This is a genomic window from Microbacterium wangyouchuni (genome assembly GCF_054072595.1).
Genome location: NZ_JBSVRM010000002.1, coordinates 205,036 through 227,851, shown reverse-complemented (window position 1 = coordinate 227,851; position 22,816 = coordinate 205,036). Strand labels below are relative to the sequence as shown.

Below are 22,816 nucleotides of genomic sequence, written 5' to 3'. Positions count from 1 at the left end.
CCGGGCTCAGACGCGGTCGGGGTTCTCGCCGTCGGTCTCCGGCGACTGTTCATCTTCCGCAGTGGCCGGTGCATCCGAAGTCGGAATCTCCGCAGCTCGCTCACCGTAACGCGGTACCGGATCGGCAGGCCGGGGCGGAATCACATGCTCGCCCGGAGCTGGTTCCTTCGCGGATGCAGCCTCTGTGGCTGCTGTGGCTGCTGTGGCTGCTGCCGTTGCTGCGGCTGCTGCCGGGTCCACGCGCTCCCCGTAGCGCGGCGGCTCGTTGAGGTCGACCGGCGGGCGCACGACCGTCGTATGCGGCTTTCCGACGACCTCGCGTGCCTTCGCCAGCGACGCCGGGAGCACGGTGACCTCATAGTGGTCTGCGGCCAGCTGGGTCACGCTGGCGAAATCACGTCGACGACGCACGATCGCGTAGGTGACAAGGCTCAGGAGCATCCCGATCGCGACGCCGATGAACAGGAAGCCGACGAACAGCTGAATCGGCGCATCGGGGTTGCCGATCACGAGGATCGCCGAGAGCAGCAGGCCGATGAGCACACCGTTGACCGCACCGGAGCGGGCTGCGGACGCATAGCCGAGCTTGCCGGTGACCCGCTCCACGGTACGCACACCCTGCCCCACGATTGCAATATCGCGGGCGGGGATCTCGGCGGAGATCAGCTGAGAAACCGTCTTCTGCGCGGCCTCATAATCGCGGACCGACGCGACGGTGTCACCGACGGCTACGGCGTTGGGCGGACGGTTCAGCATGCTCATGCCCCCCATTGTTCCATGCATCCCCGCACCCCGACCGAGAACAACGGGTCGCGGACTACGCTGGAAGCGTGAGCACACAACGGGTTTTCGTCGCGCGACTGGCCGGTTGCGCCGTCTTCGATCCCGTCGGCGACCGGCTCGGCAAGGTCCGAGACGTCGTCATCGTGTACCGAAGTACCGCCTCGCCGCGCGTGATCGGCCTCGTGATCGAGATTCCCGGACGCCGGCACGTGTTCATGTCGATCGGTCGCGTCACCTCGATCCAGACCGGTCAGGTGCTCACAACCGGGCTCATCAACGTGCGCAGATTCCAGCCCCGCTCCGGCGAAGTGCGGGTTCTCGCAGAGATGCTCGGTCGTCGGGTCGAACTCGTCGACGGCAACGGGCGCGCGGTCATTGAAGATGTTGCGATCGAACCGAACCGACTCGGCGAATGGAATGTCAGCCAGCTGTTCCTCCGCAAGCCCAAGACGAGCGCGTCCCCCTTCGCCAAAGGACCAACCACGTTCGCGGCCTGGCACGAAGTGGCTGAGAAGCGTGCACCGGGTGAAGCCCAGTCGGCTGAGCAGCTCGTTGCTTCATACTCAGAACTGCACGCCGCCGACCTTGCGACAACGCTGCTCGATTTGCCCCAGCGGCGCATGATCGAAGTGGCCGAAGAACTCTCCGACGACCGCCTGGCCGACGCTCTCGAAGAGATGCCGGAAGACGAGCAGGTGCACATTCTCGATGGGCTCGGCGATGAGCGGGCCGCTGACATCCTCGACCACATGGAACCGGACGACGCGGCTGATCTGCTGGCGCAGCTTCCGAAGACACGCCTCGAGCAGCTTCTCGGTCTGATGGAACCCGAAGAGGCCGAGGATGTGCGCACGTTGCTGCGCTACGAACCGGACACCGCGGGTGGTCTCATGACCACCGAGCCGATCATCCTTTCCGCTGATGCCACTGTCGCCGAAGCGCTCGCGCTGATTCGTCGCCATGAACTGCATCCGGCTCTCGCCGCCGCGGTCTTCGTCACGCTGCCGCCGTTTGAGACACCGACCGGCCGCCTGCTGGGCGTCGTTCATTTTCAGCGGATGCTGCGCTATCCGCCGCATGAGCGGCTCGGCGCGATCGTGGACGAGACGATGGAGCCGATCTCGGTGACAGCATCCGCCGCGGAGACGGCGCGACTCCTGGCAAGCTACGACCTCGTCTCTCTGCCCGTGGTGGATGCCGCAAACAGGCTCGTCGGCGTGGTGAGCATCGATGACGTGCTCGATTACCTGCTGCCTGATGACTGGCGCACCCAGGACGTCGACGATGCGACGAACGCGGGAGGTGCACGATGATGGCCAAGGCCGAGCGTGCAGGTCTCGACGCGCCCCTGGGGCGCGGAACGTCGCGCCAGCGCCCAGCCAGCTCGCGCGACCGCTTCGGCCGGTTCACCGAGTGGGTCGCCCGTGCCATGGGCACGCCCGCATTCCTGCTGATCCTCACCCTTTTCTGCGTGGCGTGGATCAGTTGGAACACCCTGATGCCGATCTCGGTGCGTTTCGACGACGCGGCCCTCGGCTTCACCGCTCTCACCCTGATGCTGTCGTTGCAGGCTTCGTACGCAGCTCCCCTCATCCTGCTCGCGCAGAACAGGCAGGATGACCGTGACCGCGTGCAGATCGAGCAGGACCGTCAGCGTGCTGAGCGAAACCTCGCCGACACCGAATACCTGGCCCGCGAGATCGTCGCCCTGCGCATGGCGCTGGAAGAGCGAAACGCGCAGGCCGTGACACGCGATGTTCTGCGCGCCGAACTGAAGTCGTTGCTTACCGACATGGACGATGACCGTGCCGATGAGGCCGGCTCCGCCCCGAGCACGCCCCGGACGCAGCGATGAGCCTTTCTGAGCGTGTTCGCGCCGCCGTAGGAGCAGTCTCCGACCCAGAGCTTCGTCAACCGATCGGCGACCTCGACATGGTGCGCGAGATTTCCGTCGACGGCAGTCGGGCCGACGTCGCCATCGCGCTGACAATCGTCGGATGCCCCGCCGCTGATCGCATCGAGAGCGATGTACGCCGTGCGGCGGCATCGGTGTCGGGAATCACCGACGTCACGATCCACATCGGCGTCATGACGCCGGCTGAGCGCAAGGCGCTGACCGAGAAGCTCCGCGACGGGCGTCCGGCACGGCAGATGCCCTTCGGGCCGGATTCGCTGACACGGGTGATCCTGGTATCCAGCGGCAAGGGCGGCGTGGGCAAGTCGACGCTGACCGCGAATCTGGCTGTCGCGCTGGCAGAACAGGGGCTGGCCGTCGGCCTGGTGGACGCCGATGTGCACGGTTTCTCGATTCCGGGGCTGCTGGGCATTCCGGTTGGGACGCAGCCGACCCGCATCGACGATCTCATGCTGCCTCCTGTCGCCCACGGGGTGAAGACCATCTCGATCGGAATGTTCCTCCGAGACGGTGAAGCCGCTGTCGCCTGGCGCGGACCGATGCTGCACCGCACTGTGCAGCAGTTCCTCACCGACGTGTTCTTCGGCGACCTCGACGTGCTGCTCATCGACATGCCCCCAGGCACCGGCGACATCGCGATCTCGATCGGCCAAATCCTTCCGCACGCGGAGGTGCTCGTCGTCACAACGCCGCAGACGGCGGCATCCGATGTCGCCATCCGCAGCGGACTCGTCGCCCGCCAAACCGGACAGCACGTCATCGGCGTGATCGAGAACATGTCTGCGCTCACGATGCAAGACGGCACGGTCTTTGACCTGTTCGGCACTGGCGGCGGGCAGGAAGTGGCCGATGCGCTCTCGCAGGGCGAGCAACCCGTGCCGTTGCTGGCGACGATTCCCCTCAGTCCCGCGCTGCGCATGGGCGGAGATGCGGGCACGCCCGTTGTCATCGGTGATCCCGAGGATGCTTCGGCCCAGGCGATCCGCGCCGTGGCGGTCGATCTCGCCCGTCAGGGCCGCAGGCTCGCAGGACGTTCGCTGCCGATGTCGGTGACATCTCGACCCGCCCCAGACGCGCAGCACGGCACCACGCCTCAGAAATGAAAGACTGTCCGAGTGACATCTGACGCCGCTCCCCGAACTGTCCTTGTCGATCAGGAACTCCTGCGCAACCTGACTCGGGACGCCACGCTCTACACGCTCACCCGTCCGCTGGCAGTCATCGCCTACGCCTCGCTGATCGCCGCACTCATTGTGAACGTCATCGTGCTGGTGCTGATCGGCGACGCCGAGCACGAACGCTCTGCAACGCTGTCCTGGACTCCGTTCGCGATCGCCGCGCTGATTGCGGCGTCGATCATCTTCACACGGTCGTCCGTTCAGCGTGCCATCGGATCGGCGATGCCGGCCGGCACGAAGATCGGCATCCAACTCGACGACAAGATGATCAGAATGATGTCGAAGCGCGGCGTCTCAGAGATGAGCTACGAGACGTTTCGTTCGGTCCGCGTCGGCAAGCACGCCGTCATCCTGCAGCTTCGCGGACAGTCAGTGGTCACCGCTATCCCCCGCGCTCTCCTGGACGACGCCGATATCGCGCAGCTCAAGTCGCAGATCTGACTAGGTCGCCTCGACATCGTATGGCGGCGGTGCATCACGCGTGAAGATCGGACGCAACACCGGTTTGCGCGGATACTCATTCGTCGGCGCCGGTGCAACGGCTGTTGTGGCAGCGGCAGGGGCGGCAGTCACGGACGGCTCTTCGAGCAGCGCGTCGCGAATGATGCGGCGTGGGTCGTACTGACGCGGATCGAGCTTGCGCCAATCCACATCGTCGATCTCCGGCCCGATCTCGTCGCGCATTCTGCTCTTGGTGTCGCGCAGATACTCGCCGGCCCTGCGAACGAAGCGCGCGAACGTCTCCGCAGCCTTCGGGAGCCGCTCCGGACCGATGATGATCGCAGCGAGTACACCGATAAGCAGAAGCTTCTCAAAGGTGAGCCCGAAGTCCATGTACCCAGGCTACCCGCCGCGCCTGACCCCTTCAGCCATGGCATACGAATAGTCTGGAATCAGCCGCTTGTGCAAGCGGCTTGAGGAGAAGGTCATGAGCGAGAACGACGCCAACGCACGCTATGTCCGCGAGGCCATCATCGAACCCGCCGCCATCGCGCGTGCACGCGCTCACGCGGTCGAATTAGGAGCAGCCCCGGTCAGTGCGGCCGTCGGCGCGCAGCTTGCCGTTCTGGCAGCTGCCACCAACGCGCGCTCGATCGTCGAGATCGGCACCGGAGCCGGTGTCTCTGGGCTCTGGCTGCTGCGCGGAGCCCCGCAGGCGGTCCTCACCTCTATCGACAATGAGCCCGAGCACCTGGCCGCGGCCCGCCGCAGCTTCAGCGAAGCGAAGATCGTGCCGACCAAGGCACGCTTCATCACCGGCCGTGCCTCCGATGTCCTGCCCCGGATGAACGAGGACGCCTACGACATCGTGCTCGTCGACGCTGACCCCGAGAATGTCATCGAGTACGTCGAGCACGGTCTGCGCCTGGTGCGCACCGGCGGTATCGTCCTCGTCCCCCGCGTGCTCGCCGGCGGAAAAGCCGCAGACCCCGTGCAACGGGATGCCGTCACCAGCGCTTACCGCTCGCTCGTGCAGGAGACGCAGGAGTCCCCTGCGGTTCTCGCCGCGATCTCAACGGTCGGCGAGGGACTGCTGCAGCTCATCAGCCGCAGCACGGACTGATCCAGGAACACGAAAGGGGCGGTGGATCTGAAGATCCACCGCCCCTGATTCGTTGAAGGTCAGCTCACGACGCCAGCGAGGACGTCGTGCAGCTCCTTCGCTTCAGCATCGTTCACGGAGACGACCAGACGGCCGCCACCTTCGAGGGGAACGCGCACGATGATGAGTCGTCCCTCCTTCACGGCCTCCATGGGTCCGTCTCCGGTTCTCGGCTTCATCGCTGCCATCGTGACTCCTTTTCCATCATTGGTATGCATCAAGTTTATCGGTAAGCTTCCGCCACTGCTCACGGGCACGAAGAATCGGTAATGAACGCTCGGTTACGGCACCTGCCAGAAGGTGTTTCCGAGTGCGTACATGGGATAGATCCACAGCCACTGGCCCACCACGCACAGCACCAGCACCCCGATCCGGTACCCGCGCGACCGCGGCACGGCGACGGCTCCCCACAGCGGCGTCAGCGGCATCAGCAGACGGAACGTGCTCGATTGCGGGAAGAACACCGCCAGCAGGTACAGCAGGTAACTCGCACTCCAGAGCCGCAGATCCGGTCCCAGGCGACGCACCTGCGGTGCGAAGATCAGCGCGCCGGCCACCACGATCAGCAACACCACCAGCGCGATCGGTCCCCACCACTGCGGCATCCCCCACTGGCCGAACCAGAACTGCGCGCCCTGCACCCATCCCTCGAAGGGGATGAAGCCGTCGGATCCGGCGCCCCAGTTCCGTCGCCACGACAGTTCCGTCGCCAGGTATGCGCCCGCGTCCCCCGTCGCCAGCGCCGCGAAACCCTGCCAGGCGAAACCGGTCGCTGTGGCCAGCGCGCCCAGGGCGATGATGTGCACGACGTGCGCGGCCGGCAGCGGGTCCGTACGTCGACGCACCCACCGCAGGATGCCGTAGAGCCCCAGGTAGAGCGCGAAGGCAAGGATGCCTGGACGGGTGAACGCCATCACGGCGATCACCGGATACACCCACGCGAAGCGACGACGCGCCACGAGGTCGAGCGCAATGAGCAGCAGGAGGACGAACAGCGATTCTGCGTAGCCGACGTGGAAGAGCGCCGCCAGCGGACCCCAGGCGAAGAAGGCGACCGCCCAGAGCGCTGCGGTGGAGCCGATCCGCTCCCGCAGCAGGCGGTGCAGCATCACCGAGGCGAAGAACCCCGCGACCAGGGAGATGAGGAATGCCCCGGCACCCCAGGAACCGAACGGGAAGCCCACTGCCTGCGCCAGATATGCGTACACCGGCATGAAAGCCCACGCGTTCTCGGCGACCTGCCCGGATTCGGTGAGCGGCAGAACCGACGGGTACCCCTCCCATGCCACCAGCCAGTACCACTGCGCGTCCCAGCCCAGGACGAAGCGACCGAGATCGGCGTCGGCGCCGAAGCGAGACATCGGCCCGGACAGGTGCGCCGCCCAGGACAGCAGCCCGGTGGTGATGAGCCGACCGAGCACATAGATCGCGCCGATCCGCGCGATGACCGGCATCCGCGCCCACTGGCGCGCGAGCGTGGTCAGCGGGCCGTGAGCCACGTGCGCAGCCCCTGCTCCACCGCATCGATCTGCGCGAGCGGAACACGTTCCTCGTCATGGTGGGCGAGGTGAGGGTCGCCCGGGCCGTAGTTGACCGCGGGGATGCCGAGAGCGCTGAAGCGCGCCACATCGGTCCACCCGTATTTCGGACGCGGCTGCGCACCGACAGCGTTAATGAACTGCTGTGCGATCGGGGCGTCGAGTCCGGGTCGAGCACCCTCTGCGGCGTCGATGATTTCGACGTGGAAGCCCTCGAAGACGCCGCGGACGTGAGTCTCGGCATCCGCTGCCGTCTTGCTGGGCGCGAACCGATAGTTCACCTCGACCTCGCACAGGTCGGGGATGACGTTGCCGGCGATGCCGCCGTCGATGCGCACGGCGCTCAAGCTCTCGCGATAGGCCAGGCCTTCTACCTGCACCTCTTTCGCGCGGTACTCGGCCAGACGCGCAAGGATCGGGGCGGCCGCGTGGATGGCGTTCTCACCGATCCACGCTCGGGCGCTGTGCGCCCGCACGCCGCGGGTGCGCACGATCGCGCGGAGCGTGCCGTTGCATCCACCCTCGACCTCGCCGTTGGATGGCTCGCCCAGAATCGCGAAATCGGCTGCGAACAGGTCGGGTCGCTCGGCGGACAGCAGGTTCAATCCATTCAGGGATGCCGCGACCTCCTCGTTGTCGTACCACATCCAGGTGATGTCGACCACGGGATCGGTCAGCTCTGCGGCGAGCTTGAGCTGCACGGCAACGCCGCCCTTCATGTCGACGGTGCCACGACCCCACAGGTACGGGTGTCCGTCGTACTCGACGGTGCGAGTGGGCACATTGCCGTTGATGGGAACGGTGTCGATGTGACCGGCGATCACCACGCGCTGCGCGCGCGAGAGCTTAGTCCGCGCAACGACGGTGTTCCCGTGCCGGATCACTTCGAGGTGCTCATAGGCTCGGACGGATTCCTCGATCAGATCGGCCAGGTCCTTCTCCTCACCAGAGACACTGGCAATGTCGCAGATCGTGCGGGTGAGATCGACGGATGACGCAGTCAGATCGAGAAGCATATGCTCAGCCTAAGACCTCGCACAGACGCGCTCGGCGATACCGGTAGCGTTAATGGATGAGCACGCGGCGCACAGTATGGGGCACAGGCCTTTCGACGATCGCTGAAGACGGCACGGTGCTGGATGCCTGGTATCAGCAGCTCGGCACCGGTGATCTCCCCTGCACCGGCCTCGCAGACCTCGCCTCCCACACCGGCGGAGACGAGCGTCGCAACGTCGTTATCGACAGCGTCACGCTGCAGATCGACCTCGACGAAGCCCCGGCGTCCACCGCCGATGCCTACCTGCGTCTGCACGCCCTGTCGCACCTGCTGGTGCGCCCCAACGATCTGAACCTCGACGGCATCTTCACTCAGCTGCCGAATGTCGCCTGGACCAACGCCGGCCCCATGCTCCCGGCCGATGCCACGCGGTTGCAGCCGCAGTTGCGCCGCCACGGCATCCAGGTGCAGGGACTCGACAAGTTCCCGCGTCTGACCGATTACCTCCAGCCCGAGGGCGTGCGCATCGCGGATGCCGCCCGCGTTCGTCTGGGCGCGTACCTCTGGCCCGGAACCACCGTGATGCACGAGGGCTTCGTGAATTTCAACGCCGGCACGCTCGGTGCCTCGATGGTCGAGGGGCGAATCTCCCAGGGCGTCGTCGTCGGCGCGGGCAGCGACATCGGCGGCGGCGCATCCATCATGGGCACACTCTCCGGCGGCGGGAGCGTGCGCGTCTCCATCGGAGAGCGCACCCTCCTCGGCGCGAATGCGGGCCTGGGCATCGCGCTGGGTGATGACTGCATTCTCGAGGCTGGCGTCTACATCACGGCAGGCTCCAAGGTGGTCCTGGCGGACGGCCCCGACACCGCAGACGGCGGCAAGCCCGTCGTGAAAGCGGCAGAGCTCTCCGGGCAGAACGGTCTGCTGTTCTGGCGCAATTCACTCACCGGCACCATCGAGGTCAAGCGTCGCGCGGGTTCCGGTGTGACCTTGAACGAGACGCTGCACGCCTGAGGACACGCACGGTGCACATGCAGGTTGCGACATACCTGCCCTGCTACTGTTGAACAGTTGTCCAATTAACGGGCAGCTACGTCGTCGTCACGGGGTCTTCCCAGACCGAAGCGAGCTGAACAGCTCCTCCACCAGTTGGCGTTTCGAACGGCGAACCTCTGCGCACTTCCTGTGCGCGGTCGCCCATCACACGAACTCGACACGCTGACGCGTGTTCACGGAGTATTTCTATGCCTACCTTTCTCGAACTCGGCGTGCCCGCACGCCTGGCTGATGTCCTTGCTGCCGATGGCAAGACCGAGGCGTTCGCCATCCAGCGCGACACGCTCCCCGATTCCCTCGCCGGCCGTGACCTCCTCGGTCGCGGTCGCACCGGCAGCGGCAAGACGATCGCCTTTTCCATTCCCCTCGTTGCGCGCCTTTCCGCATCGAACAAGAAGACCCGCGCGCAGCATCCGCGTGGCCTGATCCTTGCTCCGACGCGTGAGCTTGCCACGCAGATCGCCGCAGTCGTCACCCCGCTTGCCGCAGCAGCAGGGCTCCGCGTCACCACGATCTTCGGCGGCGTCAGCCAGCGCCCGCAGGAGCAGGCGCTGCGCGGTGGAGTCGACATCATCGTGGCCTGCCCCGGGCGCCTCGAAGACCTCATGAAGCAGAAGCTCGTCGCCCTCGACGCCGTCGAGGTCGCAGTCCTTGACGAGGCAGACCACATGGCCGACCTAGGGTTCCTGCCCGGCGTGACCCGCATCCTCACCGCAACGCCCGCCGGCGGTCAGCGTCTGCTCTTCAGCGCGACGCTGGATCGTGGCATCGACTCCCTGGCACGCCGGTTCCTCTCGAACCCGATCAGCCACGAGGTCGACGAATCCAGCGTCCCGGTCGGCGAGATGACCCACCGCGTGCTGGTGACCACCTCCACCGAGCACAAGACCTCTCTCGTGCGCGACCTTGCCTCCGGCACCGGCCGCCGCATCCTGTTCACCCGCACCAAGCACCAGGCGAAGAAGCTGGCCAAGCAGCTGACTGCCGCCGGCGTGCCTGCCGTCGACCTGCACGGAAACCTGTCGCAGAACGCGCGTGAACGCAACCTCAGCGCCTTCTCTGCAGACCCCGCAGACGGTGGCGTGCGCGTTCTTGTCGCGACCGACGTCGCGGCCCGTGGCGTGCACGTCGACAACGTCGACCTCGTCGTCCACGTCGACCCGCCGATGGAGCACAAGGCATACCTGCACCGCTCTGGTCGCACGGCCCGCGCCGGTGCCGCCGGCACCGTCGTCACCGTCGTGCTTCCTGAGCAGCGCCGCGATGTGAAGGACCTGCTGCGCAAGGCCCAGATCACCGCCGAACTCGAGCAGGTGAACTCCGACATCGTCGACGAGCTTGTCGGCGAACGCGCCCCGCACGTGAAGCCCGTGCCGGTGCAACAGCAGCAGCAGCAGCAGCGTCAGCAGCCGAAGAAGCCGCGCCAGCCGCAGCAGGGTGGTGCTCCCGCAGCAGGCTCCCCAGCCAACCGTCGCCGTCGCCCGCAGGGCGCCCAGGGGCAGAACAGCCAGGGACAGCCCGCAACAGCCCAGGGACAGCGCTCCGGTGGCGGCCAGCGCTCCGGCCAGCAGCGCCCCGCTGCGGTCGGCCAGCACGCCGACTCACGGCGTCCGCGCCGCGCTCAGGGCGGCGGTTCCCAGGGACGCTGATCCCCATGCGAAAGCCCCGGCCACTTCCTTCGGGAAGGGGCCGGGGCTTTTCAGCATCCGATCAGCGCGTCGGGAACTGACGCTCAGTCGCTCCGGTGTACAGCTGCTGCGGACGACCGATCTTGGTCTGCGGGTCCAGCTGCAGCTCACGCCACTGCGCCAGCCAGCCGGGAAGGCGGCCGATCGCGAACAGCACGGTGAACATACGCGTCGGGAAGCCCATCGCCTTGTAGATCACGCCGGTGTAGAAGTCGACGTTGGGGTACAGGCGACGCTCCTGGAAGTACTCGTCCGCCAGTGCGATCTCTTCGAGTTCCTTGGCCAGGTCGAGCAGCGGGTCGGTGACGCCGAGCTCGCGCAGCACCTCATCGGCGGCTTCCTTGACGAGCTTGGCGCGGGGGTCGTAGTTCTTGTACACCCGGTGGCCGAAGCCCATGAGCTTGACGCCCTCTTCTTTGTTCTTCACTCGCTCAACGAAGCGCTTCACGCCCTGACCGGAATCGCGAATCTCTCCGAGCATCGTGAGGACAGCCTCGTTGGCGCCACCGTGCAGCGGTCCAGAGAGCGCCTGGATGCCGGCAGAGATCGAAGCGAACTGATTCGCTCCGGTGGAGCCCACCAGGCGCACAGTCGAGGTCGATGCGTTCTGCTCGTGGTCTTCGTGCAGAATGAGCAGCAGCTCAAGGGCCTTCGACATCACTGGATTGATCTCGTAGGGCTCGGAGTTGACGCCGAAGTTGAGCTTGAGGAAGTTGTCGACGAAGCTCAGCGAGTTGTCCGGGTACAGGAATGCCTGCCCGATGCTCTTCTTGTGCGCGTAGGCCGCGATGACGGGCAGCTTGGCGAGCATGCGCACCATGTTGAGCTCGACATGCTCGGGGTTGTTCGGGTCGGTCTGTCCCTCGTAGTAGGTCGAAAGCGCGGCCACGGCCGAAGACAGCACCGACATCGGGTGCGCGGTGTGCGGCAGTGCCGAGAAGAAGTGCTTGAGATCTTCATGCAGCAGCGTGTGCCGACGAATGCGGTCATCGAAGCTCGCCAGCTCGTCAGGCGTGGGCAGCTCGCCGTAGATGAGCAGCCAAGCCACCTCGAGATAGGTGCAGTTCTGCGCGATCTGGTCGATGGGATAGCCCCGGTAGCGGAGGATGCCCTGGTCACCGTCGATGAAGGTGATCGCCGACTTCGTGGATGCGGTGTTGACGAACCCGTAGTCCAGCCCCGTGTAGCCGGTCTGCCGGGTCAGCGTCGAAAAGTCGATGCTGTCGGCACCCGCAGTACCACGCAGTACGGGGAATTCTGCGGTGGTTCCACCAATGGTGAGGGTGGCCTTCGCCTGCTGATCTCCCGCTGCACTCACGCGGACCTCCTTGTACGTATTTACGCGACCTGTTGGTCTGTTTCGTCGAGGGCGATGCACGGCGCTTGACGCCTGGTCGGGTCTCGACCGAATCGCCTCTACAGCCTAGCCGCCTGATTGGCCTACTGTGACATCCGCCAAGAGACCTCAAGAATATGACATGGGAACCTACAGCGGCTCCCCGCGCAAGCGGCGTGCGGCCTCAGCCACTCGCTCTGACGGAGCGGTCAGCGAGAGTCGGATGTGCTGCGCAGCATCCGGCCCGTAGAAGGGCCCTGGACCGGCCAGGATGCCGAGATCGGCCAGTCTCCCCATGGATGCCCAGGCGTCTTCGCCGGCCGTCGCCCAGAGATAGAGACCGGCTTCTGAGCCGTCGATGCGGAATCCGGCAGCTTCGAGCGCCGGGAGCAGGAGTTCGCGCCTGGTCCGGTACAACTCCTTCTGCTCGGCGACGTGCGCTTCATCACCGAGGGCGGTGATCATCGCCTGCTGGACGGGCGCCGGCATCATGAGTCCGAGGTGTTTGCGCGCAGTGAGTAGGTCGGCGATGATCCGGGAGCAGCCGGCTACGAATGCCGCACGATAACCGGCGAGGTTGGACTGCTTGCTCAACGAGTACACGCTGAGCAGACCCGCACGCGTGCCGCCTGTCACCCGGGGATCAAGAACGGAGGGAATGGGTTCATGGGCCCAGGGCCCGTCCCAGCCGAGTTCGGCGTAGCACTCGTCGCTGGCGAGGATCGCCCCGAGTTCGCGAGCGCGTCGCACGGCGGTGGCGAGTTCATCCACCGTCCAGGTGCGCCCGTCCGGATTGCCCGGGCTGTTGATCCAGATGAGCTTGGTACCGTCCGGCCACAGCGCCGGATCATCCTCGGCGATCGGTGTCGCGCCGACGACGCGTGCGCCGACCTCGTAGGTCGGATAGGCAACGCGCGGGTACACGACAGTGTCGCCCTCGCCGAGCCCGAGCAGGGTCGGCAGCAGCGCCACGAGCTCTTTGGACCCGATCGTCGGCAAGACGTTCTCGACGCTCAGATCCGGAACACCGCGTCGACGCGAATACCACTCGACGATCGCCTCGCGCAGCGCGGGCGTGCCGATATTCTGCGGATAGGCATGCGCATCGGTGGCATCGGCGAGCGCCTGCCGGATGATACCCGGGGTGGGATCAACGGGCGAACCGATGGAGAGGTCTACCAGACCGTGCGGATGCCGCGCCGCACGCTCCTGGTAAGGAACGACTGCATCCCACGGATAATCGGCGAGGTCGCGGACGCTCACCGGATCTACTCGCCCTGAGGAGGAAGCGCTGCGATCACGGGGTGGTCGAAGGCGTAGACCCCGACCTTGGCAGCGCCGCCGGGCGAGCCGATCTCTTCGAAGAACTCGACGTTGGCTTTGTAGTAGTCCTGCCACTCTTCGGGCAGGTCATCCTCGTAGTAAATCGCCTCGACGGGGCACACCGGCTCGCAGGCGCCGCAGTCGACACATTCATCGGGATGGATGTACAGCGCACGCTCGCCCTCGTAGATGCAGTCAACGGGGCACTCGTCGATGCAGGCGCGATCCTTGACATCGACGCACGGAAGAGCGATCACATACGTCACCCCTCCAGTCTACGACCCGTTCTCACCACCAGGCACCTGCGTACGCACAGGTGCGCTCTTCACCCGCGGCCAGGCGACCACCAGCAGCGCGATAGCGGCCACCAAAAGTGTCCAGATCTGACCGGCCGGGGTGTTCGGCACGACGACGGATCCGCCGGGCCCGACACCGGAGATGATCATCAGCATGCCCAACATTCCGATGGCTGCGGCCAGTGCCGCCGCGCGATCCAAGGTCAGAGCGCGCGTCGCGATCAGTAGTGCTCCGCAGCCAATGGCCCCGACGATCATTCCGATGGGAATGACGCCCCACATCGTGAGGCTGTGCGCGATGGTTCCCGCCGTGCCGTAAACAGCACCAGCGAGGGCAGCAGCGATCCAGGAGATAGCGCGAGAGATCCAGTGGGGCACCCTGAGATCCTACGCGGGCCTGCTGTGGCCCTTCTGCTCATACTGCCCAGCCGACCAGGCGCAGCAGTGCTGCCGATGCGGCAGCGGCCACGACGACGACCAGGAACGACTGCCGCAGGTACAGTAGCCCGGCAGCGACCAGCACGGCCGGGATCCGGGCATCCACAACCACGGCCTGGCCCGCTCCGAGCGTCTGAACAGCTACCAGAGCGGCCAGCAGAGACACCGTCAGCAGGTCCGAGATGCGCGCCGGGCGCGGGGCTTCCAGCAGATGCGGCGGAATCAAGTAACCGAATGCCTTGAACGCCGCGCAGATGCACGCCGCGAGCAGCACGGCACTCCATACGCTCATGGTGTCTCGCCGATCGCGGTATCCGTTGCGCCGGTCTGCTTCAGGGGTGCGCGTGAGCCGTCGAACCAGTTGAACCACCCGACCGCAATGGCAACCACAGCGGCAACGAGCACGGGAAGTCCGGGCATGATCACCGGGGTGAGCACGGCTGCGATAACCGCCGCGGCTACGCCGACGACAATGGCCTGTCGCTGTTTCAGCCTCGGCCAGAGCAGGGCGAGGAAGGCTGCGGCCGCCGCGGCATCCAGGCCCCAGGCTTTCGGGTCGCCCAGAACATCGCCGATGAGGGCGCCGATGAGTGTGGTGAGGTTCCAGCCGACGAAGACGCCGATGCCGGTGACCCAGAACCCGAGTCGACGCAGTGGAGCAGAATCCTGAGAGATGGCGACGGCCGTGGATTCGTCGATCGTGATGTGAGCGGCCGCCGAACGCCGCCAGAAGCCGGATCCGATCGTGGTCGACATCCGCATGCCGTATGCCATGTTGCGCACCCCGAGCAGCGCCGCCGAGGCGATCGCTGAAGGAAGGGCCGCGACACCACCAGCGCTGAGTACCCCGATGAAGGCGAACTGCGACCCGCCGGTGAACATCAGCAGGCTCAGCACGCAGGTCTGCCAGACGTCAAGACCGGATGCCACGGCCAGCGCGCCGAACGATATCCCGTAGGCGCTGGTGGCGACCGCGACCCCGACGCCTTCGCGCCAGACCTCGCGGCGTCCGCCGGCCCGCACCTCGGCCGTTCGATTCACTGAACGCATGCGTATCATTCTGAACACTGCACATCGGATAGTCAAGTGAACGAACGTTTGACATGATGAACGCATGGAGGATCTCGGAACTCGCATCGCCCGCACGTTGCGCCGCGAGCGCGAAGCCATCGGAATGTCGGTGTCTGAACTGGCCAGGCAGGCCGGCGTGTCGAAAGCGACCGTGTCGCAGCTGGAGAACGGCTCGGGCAACCCCAGTGTCGAGACCCTGTGGGCTCTAGGCGTGGCACTGGGTGTCCCCTTCGCCGTGCTCGTCGATCAGCAGGCCAACGCCCCGACCCTCATTCGCGCCGATGATCTCGCCAGCGTCCCGTCGGCGGCGGCCTCGTACAGCGCGAGCTTGCTCTCCGCGAGCCCGCCCGGTGCACGCCGGGACATCTACCTCATCCGTGCCGAGCCCGGCGAACCACGCCGGTCCGATCCGCACCATTCCGGCACCACCGAGCACGTGATCCTGACCTCAGGGCAGGCGCAGATCGGCCCCGCCGACGCGCCAGTGCTGCTCAATCCCGGCGACTACCTCACCTATGCCGGAGACATCCCGCACGTTTTCGATGCTCTCGTCCCCGGCACCAGCGCGGTGCTCATCTCGGAACTGCGCTGAGCGCTGTTGGACTGACGGGTACAAGAAGAGCCTCGCCCGACCGGTTCAACCGGCGGACGAGGCTCTTTCCTATCAAGCGGTTCAGGCGTTGGCGTCCTGGCGCTTCAGGCGCGAGGTCTCACGTCCGCGGGTGGTTGCATCCAGAACCACCTTGCGGATGCGGATAGCGTCCGGGGTCACCTCGACGCATTCGTCGTCGCGGGCGAACTCGAGGCTCTCCTCCAGTGTCAGCTGGCGCGGCGGTGTCATCGACTCGAAGGTGTCCGAGCTCGCAGCACGCATGTTGGTGAGCTTCTTCTCCTTGGTGATGTTCACGTCCATGTCGTCGGCGCGCGAGTTCTCGCCGATGACCATGCCTTCGTACACTTCCTGCGTGGGCTGAACGAAGAACGACATCCGCTCCTGGAGAGCGATCATCGCGAACGGGGTGACGACGCCGGAGCGGTCAGCGACGATCGAGCCGTTCTGACGCGTGGAGATGTGTCCCGCCCATGCGTCGTAGCCGTGCGAGATCGCGTTGGCGATACCGGTGCCGCGGGTCGTGGTCATGAACTCCGTGCGGAAGCCGATCAGGCCGCGCGAAGGAACGATGAACTCCATGCGCACCCAGCCGGTGCCGTGGTTGACCATGTTGTCCATGCGGCCCTTGCGACCCGCGAGCAGCTGAGTGATCGCGCCGAGGTACTCCTCAGGGGCGTCGATGGTGAGGTGCTCGAAAGGTTCGTGAACCTTGCCGTCGACCTGCTTGGTGACCACCTGCGGCTTGCCGACGGTGAGCTCGAAGCCTTCGCGACGCATGTTCTCGACGAGGATGGAGAGCGCCAGCTCACCACGGCCCTGAACTTCCCAAGCATCCGGGCGTCCGACGTCGACGACCTTGAGCGAGACGTTTCCGATGAGCTCGCGGTCGAGGCGGTCCTTCACCATGCGGGCGGTGAGCTTGTGGCCCTTGACCTTGCCCATCAGCGGTGATGTGTTGGTGCCGATCGTCATCGAGATGGCGGGGTCGTCGACGTGAATCTGCGGCAGCGGACGAACATCGTCCGGGTCGGCGATGGTCTCACCGATCGTGATGTCCTCGAAGCCGGCGATCGCGACGATGTCGCCCGGTGCGGCGGACTCGGCGGGGTAGCGCTCCAGAGCACGCGTCTTCAGCAGCTCGGTGATGCGGGCGTTCTGGTGGGTGCCGTCTGCGCGGACCCAGGCGACCGTCTGGCCCTTCTTCAGCGTTCCGTTGAAGACCCGCAGCAGCGCCAGGCGGCCGAGGAACGGGCTGGAGTCAAGGTTCGTGACCCATGCCTGCAGCGGAGCCTCGTCATCGTATGCCGGAGCCGGGATGTGCTCGAGGATCGCACCGAACAGCGGCTCAAGGTTCTCGTTGTCCGGCAGCGTGCCGTTCTCGGGACGGTTCAGCGATGCCGCGCCGGCGCGGCCGGAGGCGTACACGACGGGAACGTCAAGCAGCGCATCCACATCAAGATCGGGCACATCGTCGACCAGGTCGGACGCGAGGCCCAGCAGCAGGTCCTGCGCTTCTTCCTCGACCTCGGGGATACGGGCGTCGGGGCGGTCAGTCTTGTTGACCAGCAGGATGACGGGAAGCTTTGCCTCCAGCGCCTTGCGCAGCACGAAACGAGTCTGCGGGAGCGGGCCCTCCGAAGAGTCGACGAGCAGCACGACGCCATCGACCATCGACAGACCGCGCTCGACCTCGCCACCGAAGTCGGCGTGGCCGGGGGTGTCGATCACGTTGATCGTGATCGGAACGTCGCTGTGGACGCCGGTGTAGGTGATCGCGGTGTTCTTCGCGAGGATCGTGATGCCCTTTTCGCGCTCGAGATCACCCGAGTCCATCGCGCGTTCATCGACGTGCGCGTGCTCGCCGAACGAGCCCGTCTGACGGAGCATCGCGTCGACGAGGGTGGTCTTGCCGTGGTCGACGTGCGCGACGATTGCGACATTGCGGAGATCAGAGCGAAGGGCGTGCGCCATGCAAGTTTTCCTAAAAGAGTGTGGGGTGCGCCGGGATGCCGACGTTTCAGGATATCCCACGAAGGCTGTCCAGTGTCTGAACGGCCTTCTACGCCTGTCGTAACATCGGGCTGTGTCCTCATCTGCAACCGCCGCCGCCACGTCTCCGCTCTCCTGCACGCGGCTGTGGTGGGAGATAGCGATCGTGCTGGCGCTCGGACTCGGGCAATCGGCCATCTACTCGATCGTGCAGCTCGCCTATCGGCTGACGGATGCGACGCCGCTGGCCGACCAGGTCGCAACGCTGAATCCCTCGCGCAGCGACCGGGAGGTGTTCGACCTCATCTATCAGGTGCTCGCGATCGGCTTCGCGATCGTTCCCGTGCTCCTGGTGTGCTACCTGCTCTGGCAGTCACCGCGGCCGCATCTCGGTCGGCTCGGGCTGGACGGCACCCGCATCGCCCGCGACAGCCGAAACGGCATCCTGCTCGTGCTGGCGATCGGCATTCCGGGTCTCGCGCTTTACATCGTCGGCCGGATGCTGGGACTGTTCGTCGCGGTGAATCCGGGCGGACTCGACACACACTGGTGGACGGTGCCGATTCTGCTGCTGTCGGCCGCACGCGCGTCGATCATGGAGGAATTCGTCGTGCTCGGCTACCTGTTCGCGCGTCTGAAGCAGATCGGGTGGGGTATCTGGCCGATCATCATCGCCACGAGTGTGCTGCGAGCCAGCTACCACCTGTATCAGGGACCGGGCGCGTTCATCGGCAACCTGGCGATGGGGCTGCTGTTCGGCTGGCTCTTCTCACGCTCCGGTCGGCTGCTGCCGTTCCTGGTCGCCCATTTCCTGATCGATGCGGCGGCGTTCATCGGGTATCCATGGGCCGCGTCGACCTTCCCCGCGATGTTCGGCCTCCCCGGCTGATCCTTCCCGCTGCCGAATCCCGCTACCGGGTGACGGCAACGGCGACTACCGCCCAGATCACGAGCACGATGAGCGCGGCGAGGGCCGGCATATCCCAGCTGCGGCTGATGCCGCTGCGGGGCACTCCCCCGGCCACGGCATCCGCTCGCAGACGACGCAGCATCGCGATGCCGTCATCTTCCGGGCCGGCATCCTCCCGTGTCCGCTCCGGGCCCAGCCTGCGCGGACGAGAGCGGGTCGGACCACCGAAGCACCGCAGCACAGACTCGTCTGCGAACGTCACCTCAAGCTGCCACCGCATGTCGATGCGCTTCACCATCGACCAGGGCGCGCTCGTGCGGCGCAGGAAGTTCTGCACGCGCATCCCGAAGCTGTCCGCACTGATGCCGGAGGCGATGCCGACCACATACACGCCCCAGAGCACGAGCAACGGCCAGGGCGCCAGCAGCACCGCGTTCTCCAGGCCCGAACGGATGGCGGCATCGGCGAGCAGCACCAGAGTGATCACTGCGCAGATCGCCAACAGGATGACGGCCCCCGTGGCCGGGAACACTCGTTTGCGGTGAATCGCCGTTCTCACCCGATGCCGCCCAGCGGCAAGGATGCCCCGGGAATCGCTTCCAGCAGACGACGGGTGTATTCCTCACGCGGATTGCTGAAGATCTCATCCACCGTTCCCTGCTCCACGATCTGTCCCTGCTCCATGACGCACACGAAATCTGCAGCAACGCGCACGACCGCCAGATCATGCGTGATGAACAGATAGGTCAGGCCGAGATCGCGCTGAAGGTCCGAGAGCAGGTGCAGAATCTGGTCCTGCACCAGCACGTCCAGCGCTGACACCGCCTCATCGAGCACCATGATGTCCGGCTTCAACGCGAGCGCACGAGCGATCGCCACCCGCTGTCGCTGGCCTCCGGAAAGCTCACTCGGATAGCGCCAAGCGAGCTCCCGTGGCAGCGCCACCTGCTCCAGCAGATCGAGGGACCGCTGGTGCTGCTCTTCCTTGGTGCCGATCCCGTGCACGTGCAGGGGTTCGGAGATGACGTGGCCGATGCTCCGCAGCGGGTCAAGGGAACCATAGGGGTCCTGGAACACCGGCTGCATGCGGCGTCGCAGATGGAAGATGTCTGAGCGAGACATCGTGCTGGTGGCGAGTCCGTCGATGAGGATCTCGCCATCCGTGGGCTTTTCCAACTGCAACAGCATCTTCGCGACGGTCGACTTTCCCGATCCGGATTCGCCCACCAGCGCGAGCGTCTTGCCACGAGGAATGGAGAAGGACACGTCATCAACCGCACGGAAGCGCTCGTGCCGGAGTCCCCCGGTGCGGATCGAGTAGTCCTTGACAAGACTCTGGACCTCGACCACGGCTGGCGCCGTTTCCCCCGGCGTCGACTCTTTGTGTGCCGTGATCCCGATGCGCTTGGATGCAAGGCTGGGGGCTGCGGCGACCAGTCTCTGCGTGTACGGATGCTGCGGGTTGGTGAGGATCTCCACGCTGACGCCCGCCTCGACGATCTCCCCCTGGTTCATGACGAGGATGCGGTCCGCCCGCTCGGCGGCGAGCCCGAGGTCGTGGGTGATCAGCAGCACCGAGGTGCCGCGCTCGCTGGTCAGCGAGGCGAGGTGATCGAGGATCACCCTCTGCACGGTGACATCGAGTGCGCTGGTGGGTTCATCCGCGATCAGCAGCTTTGGATCGGCCGCCAGCCCGATGCCGATCAGCGCGCGCTGACGCATACCGCCGGAGAACTGATGCGGGAACTGATGCATGCGGCGGGCCGCGTCCGCAAGACCGGCCTGGACGAGCACTTCAACCGCACGATCGTGGATTTGTCTACGTCCCTGCGCCAGGCCGTTCGCGCGGACGGCCTCTTTGACCTGGAACCCGATCGACCAGACCGGGTTGAGGTTCGACATCGGGTCCTGCGGCACGTAGCCGATCTCGCGTCCGCGAATCTTCTCCATCTGCCGACGGTGGACGCGGGTGAGGTCGGTGTTCTCGAGCATGATGCTTCCGCCGGTCACTTCGCCGGTTCCGGGGAGCAGATCAATGATCGCGGCCGCCGTGGTGGATTTTCCGGACCCGGATTCACCGACGATCGCGAGCGTCTCACCCTCGAGGATGTCGAAGCTCACGCCGTGCAGCACTTCGTTGGACTGTTTGCCACTGCGGAACGCAACCGTGAGGTCGCGGATGCTCAGAAGTGGTGCGCTCATCGCCGAGCCCTCGCCTTCGGATCAACGGCGTCGCGAAGCAGCTCGCCGAGAGTGATGAATGCCAGCACCGTCAGAGTCAACGCGAGAGACGGCCAGAACAGCGCCATCGGCGCAGTTCGGATGCTGGTCTGCGCCTGGCTGATGTCGTTGCCCCACGACATGGTGCTGCCGCCGAGGCCGACCCCCAGGAACGACAGAACGGACTCCGCGACGATCGCGGCGCCCAGACTGAGAGTGGCGACAACGATGACCGGCGCCATCGCATTCGGGAGCACATGCGAGAGCAGCGTGCGGAAGCGAGAGAGTCCCACAGCCTCTGCTCCCATGACGAAGTCCGCCTGCTTCACGCGGAGCACTTCCGCTCGCATGATCCGGGCCGTCGACGCCCAGGCGAACCCGCCGATGGCGAAGGCAAGCACGAGCTCGTTGCGCACCGGCATCACCGACATCACGACGATGGCGGCGATGATGTACGGAATCGTGAAGAAGATGTCGCCGACACGAGAGAGCAGCGAGTCGAGCCAGCCGCCGTAGAATCCCGCATACGCACCCATCACCATGCCGATGACCGTGCTAATGAGGGTTGCGAGCACGCCGACGATGAGCGACGTGCGTGTCCCCCAGATGATGCGCGAGTAGACATCGCAGCCTTGACGTGTGAAGCCCAGTGGATGCCCGGCCTCCGGCCCTCCGTTGCTGCTGCCGAGCGAACAGCCGTTGTTGGGCGCCACATTGGTGAACAGCGACGGCCAGACGGAGACGACAAGCACCAGCAGGACGAACGCGGCAGAGATCCAGAAAACCGGCCGACGCCGCAGATCGCGCCAGGCATCGAGCCAGAGGTTACTGCGTTTGGCATCGATGCGAACAACATCCACCGGGATAGAGGTTGTATCGACGGGAGCGACGTAGTGCTCCTGGTAAGCATCAGGTCGAGACATAGCGAATCCTCGGGTCGAGCAGGCCGTAGAGCAGATCCACGACGATGTTGATGAACACATATACGACGACGAACACGGTGACGAACGAGACGACCGTCGGGTTCTCTCCGCGGATGATGGCCTGGTACAGGGTGTTGCCGACGCCGGGCACATTGAAGATGCCCTCGGTGACCGTCGCTCCCACCATGAGGATGCCGAAGACAGTGCCCAGGTCGGTCACCATCGGGATCAGCGAGTTGCGGAGCACATGCACCGGAATGACGCGATTTCTAGAGAGACCCTTGCTGTACGCGGTACGAACCCAGTCCTGGTTGAGTGTCTCGATCGTCGAGGCGCGCGTGAGCCGCATGCTCGTGGCGTACACGCTCACCCCGAGCACGATCGCCGGTAGCCACAGATCGCCCCAGTCGTTGCGTCCGCCGACCGTAGGTCTGAACCAGCCGAGTTGCACTGCGAGGAAATACTGCGCCAGGAACGCGAGGACGAAGATCGGCACAGCGACAAAGACGAGTGCGAGCACGAGCATCGAGTTGTCGAAGATACCGCCCTTGCCGAGCGCCGAGAACAGTCCGATGACAATCGCCAGGACGAACGCGATGCCCACTGCCATCACGGCAAGCCGCAATGTCACGGGGAACGTGCGAGCCAGAATGTCGCTGACCGGCTGACCGGAGAAACTCACTCCGAAATCGAGTCGGAAGATGCCGGCGATGTAGTAGAAGTACTGCACGACGAACGGCTCGTCGAGGTGATAATGCTCGCGCAGGCGCTCGAGAACAGCCGGGTTGGGCTGTCGGTCGCCGAACAGCGCCGCGATGGGATCACCGGGCATCGCGAAAACCATGAAATAGATCAGCAGGGTGGCGCCGAAGAACACCGGAATCGCCTGCAGGATCCGTCTGAGGATGTAAAAGGCCACCCTCGACCTCCCTTCGG

At 65.5% G+C, this 22,816-nt stretch carries 25 protein-coding genes; 9 read left to right on the top strand and 16 right to left on the bottom strand.

Annotated features, from left to right (window positions below):
* Window positions 1-6: 6 nt before the first annotated feature.
* A complete protein-coding gene (locus ACW5CM_RS03845) occupies window positions 7-762 on the bottom strand; it encodes a YflT domain-containing protein (RefSeq protein WP_457124226.1) in 756 nt (251 codons plus the stop codon).
* Window positions 763-830: 68 nt separating this feature from the next.
* Between ACW5CM_RS03845 and ACW5CM_RS03840 the strand changes: the two genes are divergently transcribed.
* Genes ACW5CM_RS03840 through ACW5CM_RS03825 form a run of 4 tightly spaced genes read left to right on the top strand, consistent with a single transcriptional unit; the run spans window position 831 to window position 4,317 of the window.
* Complete coding sequence (locus ACW5CM_RS03840) at window positions 831-2,096, top strand: magnesium transporter MgtE N-terminal domain-containing protein (protein WP_438253452.1); 1,266 nt, start codon at window positions 831-833, stop codon at window positions 2,094-2,096.
* Window positions 2,096-2,638: a DUF1003 domain-containing protein gene (locus tag ACW5CM_RS03835; RefSeq protein WP_438253702.1), complete on the top strand. Its 543-nt coding sequence runs from the start codon at window positions 2,096-2,098 to the stop codon at window positions 2,636-2,638. The genes ACW5CM_RS03840 and ACW5CM_RS03835 overlap by 1 nt, the downstream gene beginning before the upstream one ends.
* Entirely contained in the window at window positions 2,635-3,801 is a 1,167-nt protein-coding gene (locus ACW5CM_RS03830) for an Mrp/NBP35 family ATP-binding protein (RefSeq protein WP_438253451.1), read from the top strand. Before ACW5CM_RS03835 ends, ACW5CM_RS03830 begins: the two co-directional genes overlap by 4 nt.
* Before the next feature lie 12 nt (window positions 3,802-3,813).
* Complete coding sequence (locus ACW5CM_RS03825) at window positions 3,814-4,317, top strand: YcxB family protein (protein WP_438253450.1); 504 nt, start codon at window positions 3,814-3,816, stop codon at window positions 4,315-4,317.
* Here ACW5CM_RS03825 and ACW5CM_RS03820 read toward each other — a convergent pair whose 3' ends face one another.
* Window positions 4,318-4,710, bottom strand: coding sequence for a twin-arginine translocase TatA/TatE family subunit (locus tag ACW5CM_RS03820; protein ID WP_438253449.1), 393 nt, complete (start codon window positions 4,708-4,710; stop codon window positions 4,318-4,320).
* Window positions 4,711-4,804: 94 nt separating this feature from the next.
* Here ACW5CM_RS03820 and ACW5CM_RS03815 point away from each other — a divergent pair, with 94 nt between their 5' ends.
* Entirely contained in the window at window positions 4,805-5,440 is a 636-nt protein-coding gene (locus ACW5CM_RS03815) for an O-methyltransferase (protein WP_438253448.1), read from the top strand.
* A 59-nt stretch (window positions 5,441-5,499) separates the two neighbouring features.
* On the opposite strand, the gene ACW5CM_RS03810 is transcribed toward ACW5CM_RS03815, so the two are convergent.
* From ACW5CM_RS03810 to dapE, 3 genes are all read right to left on the bottom strand, one after another.
* Entirely contained in the window at window positions 5,500-5,667 is a 168-nt protein-coding gene (locus ACW5CM_RS03810; protein WP_084595462.1) for a DUF3117 domain-containing protein, read from the bottom strand.
* Between the two features lie 93 nt (window positions 5,668-5,760).
* A complete protein-coding gene (locus ACW5CM_RS03805) occupies window positions 5,761-6,978 on the bottom strand; it encodes a putative hexosyltransferase (RefSeq protein WP_457124225.1) in 1,218 nt (405 codons plus the stop codon).
* Window positions 6,960-8,033, bottom strand: coding sequence for a succinyl-diaminopimelate desuccinylase (dapE, locus tag ACW5CM_RS03800; protein ID WP_457124224.1), 1,074 nt, complete (start codon window positions 8,031-8,033; stop codon window positions 6,960-6,962). Before dapE ends, ACW5CM_RS03805 begins: the two co-directional genes overlap by 19 nt.
* A 56-nt stretch (window positions 8,034-8,089) precedes the next feature.
* On the opposite strand from dapE, the gene dapD reads away from it, so the two are divergent.
* A complete protein-coding gene (gene dapD / locus ACW5CM_RS03795; RefSeq protein WP_457124223.1) occupies window positions 8,090-9,031 on the top strand; it encodes a 2,3,4,5-tetrahydropyridine-2,6-dicarboxylate N-succinyltransferase in 942 nt (313 codons plus the stop codon).
* Between the two features lie 230 nt (window positions 9,032-9,261).
* Window positions 9,262-10,722 carry a DEAD/DEAH box helicase gene (locus ACW5CM_RS03790; RefSeq protein WP_457124222.1) on the top strand — a complete coding sequence of 487 codons (1,461 nt, stop codon included), beginning with the start codon at window positions 9,262-9,264 and terminating at the stop codon, window positions 10,720-10,722.
* A gap of 61 nt (window positions 10,723-10,783) precedes the next feature.
* Here ACW5CM_RS03790 and ACW5CM_RS03785 read toward each other — a convergent pair whose 3' ends face one another.
* The 6 genes from ACW5CM_RS03785 to ACW5CM_RS03760 all read right to left on the bottom strand — a co-directional run bounded on the left by ACW5CM_RS03785 (window position 10,784) and on the right by ACW5CM_RS03760 (window position 15,204).
* Window positions 10,784-12,079: a citrate synthase gene (locus ACW5CM_RS03785; RefSeq protein ID WP_438253443.1), complete on the bottom strand. Its 1,296-nt coding sequence runs from the start codon at window positions 12,077-12,079 to the stop codon at window positions 10,784-10,786.
* Between the two features lie 168 nt (window positions 12,080-12,247).
* Complete coding sequence (dapC, locus tag ACW5CM_RS03780) at window positions 12,248-13,360, bottom strand: succinyldiaminopimelate transaminase (protein ID WP_457124221.1); 1,113 nt, start codon at window positions 13,358-13,360, stop codon at window positions 12,248-12,250.
* Window positions 13,361-13,365: 5 nt separating this feature from the next.
* Window positions 13,366-13,686 carry a ferredoxin gene (gene fdxA / locus ACW5CM_RS03775; RefSeq protein ID WP_457124220.1) on the bottom strand — a complete coding sequence of 107 codons (321 nt, stop codon included), beginning with the start codon at window positions 13,684-13,686 and terminating at the stop codon, window positions 13,366-13,368.
* Between the two features lie 9 nt (window positions 13,687-13,695).
* Window positions 13,696-14,094, bottom strand: a complete 399-nt coding sequence (locus ACW5CM_RS03770) for a histidinol dehydrogenase (RefSeq protein ID WP_438253440.1) — start codon at window positions 14,092-14,094, stop codon at window positions 13,696-13,698.
* A gap of 37 nt (window positions 14,095-14,131) precedes the next feature.
* Window positions 14,132-14,446, bottom strand: a complete 315-nt coding sequence (locus tag ACW5CM_RS03765; protein ID WP_438253439.1) for an AzlD domain-containing protein — start codon at window positions 14,444-14,446, stop codon at window positions 14,132-14,134.
* Window positions 14,443-15,204: an AzlC family ABC transporter permease gene (locus ACW5CM_RS03760; protein WP_438253438.1), complete on the bottom strand. Its 762-nt coding sequence runs from the start codon at window positions 15,202-15,204 to the stop codon at window positions 14,443-14,445. Before ACW5CM_RS03760 ends, ACW5CM_RS03765 begins: the two co-directional genes overlap by 4 nt.
* Window positions 15,205-15,268: 64 nt before the next feature.
* Between ACW5CM_RS03760 and ACW5CM_RS03755 the strand changes: the two genes are divergently transcribed.
* Complete coding sequence (locus ACW5CM_RS03755) at window positions 15,269-15,817, top strand: helix-turn-helix domain-containing protein (protein ID WP_438253437.1); 549 nt, start codon at window positions 15,269-15,271, stop codon at window positions 15,815-15,817.
* Window positions 15,818-15,898: 81 nt separating this feature from the next.
* Here the strand turns inward: ACW5CM_RS03755 and typA are convergent, their stop codons facing one another.
* On the bottom strand, window positions 15,899-17,809 hold the full coding sequence (gene typA, locus ACW5CM_RS03750; RefSeq protein ID WP_438253436.1) for a translational GTPase TypA: 1,911 nt from the start codon (window positions 17,807-17,809) through the stop codon (window positions 15,899-15,901).
* 112 nt (window positions 17,810-17,921) lie between these two features.
* Between typA and ACW5CM_RS03745 the strand changes: the two genes are divergently transcribed.
* Complete coding sequence (locus ACW5CM_RS03745) at window positions 17,922-18,716, top strand: CPBP family intramembrane glutamic endopeptidase (RefSeq protein ID WP_457124219.1); 795 nt, start codon at window positions 17,922-17,924, stop codon at window positions 18,714-18,716.
* Between the two features lie 22 nt (window positions 18,717-18,738).
* On the opposite strand, the gene ACW5CM_RS03740 is transcribed toward ACW5CM_RS03745, so the two are convergent.
* Genes ACW5CM_RS03740 through ACW5CM_RS03725 form a run of 4 tightly spaced genes read right to left on the bottom strand, consistent with a single transcriptional unit; the run spans window position 18,739 to window position 22,799 of the window.
* The gene (locus ACW5CM_RS03740; protein ID WP_457124218.1) at window positions 18,739-19,296 is read right to left on the bottom strand and encodes a PH domain-containing protein; all 558 of its coding nucleotides are present in this window, start codon (window positions 19,294-19,296) and stop codon (window positions 18,739-18,741) included.
* Complete coding sequence (locus tag ACW5CM_RS03735; RefSeq protein WP_438253433.1) at window positions 19,293-20,939, bottom strand: dipeptide ABC transporter ATP-binding protein; 1,647 nt, start codon at window positions 20,937-20,939, stop codon at window positions 19,293-19,295. The genes ACW5CM_RS03740 and ACW5CM_RS03735 overlap by 4 nt, the downstream gene beginning before the upstream one ends.
* Window positions 20,936-21,880 carry an ABC transporter permease gene (locus ACW5CM_RS03730; RefSeq protein ID WP_438253432.1) on the bottom strand — a complete coding sequence of 315 codons (945 nt, stop codon included), beginning with the start codon at window positions 21,878-21,880 and terminating at the stop codon, window positions 20,936-20,938. The genes ACW5CM_RS03735 and ACW5CM_RS03730 overlap by 4 nt, the downstream gene beginning before the upstream one ends.
* Window positions 21,867-22,799 carry an ABC transporter permease gene (locus ACW5CM_RS03725; RefSeq protein ID WP_438253431.1) on the bottom strand — a complete coding sequence of 311 codons (933 nt, stop codon included), beginning with the start codon at window positions 22,797-22,799 and terminating at the stop codon, window positions 21,867-21,869. The genes ACW5CM_RS03730 and ACW5CM_RS03725 overlap by 14 nt, the downstream gene beginning before the upstream one ends.
* Window positions 22,800-22,816 lie beyond the last annotated feature (17 nt).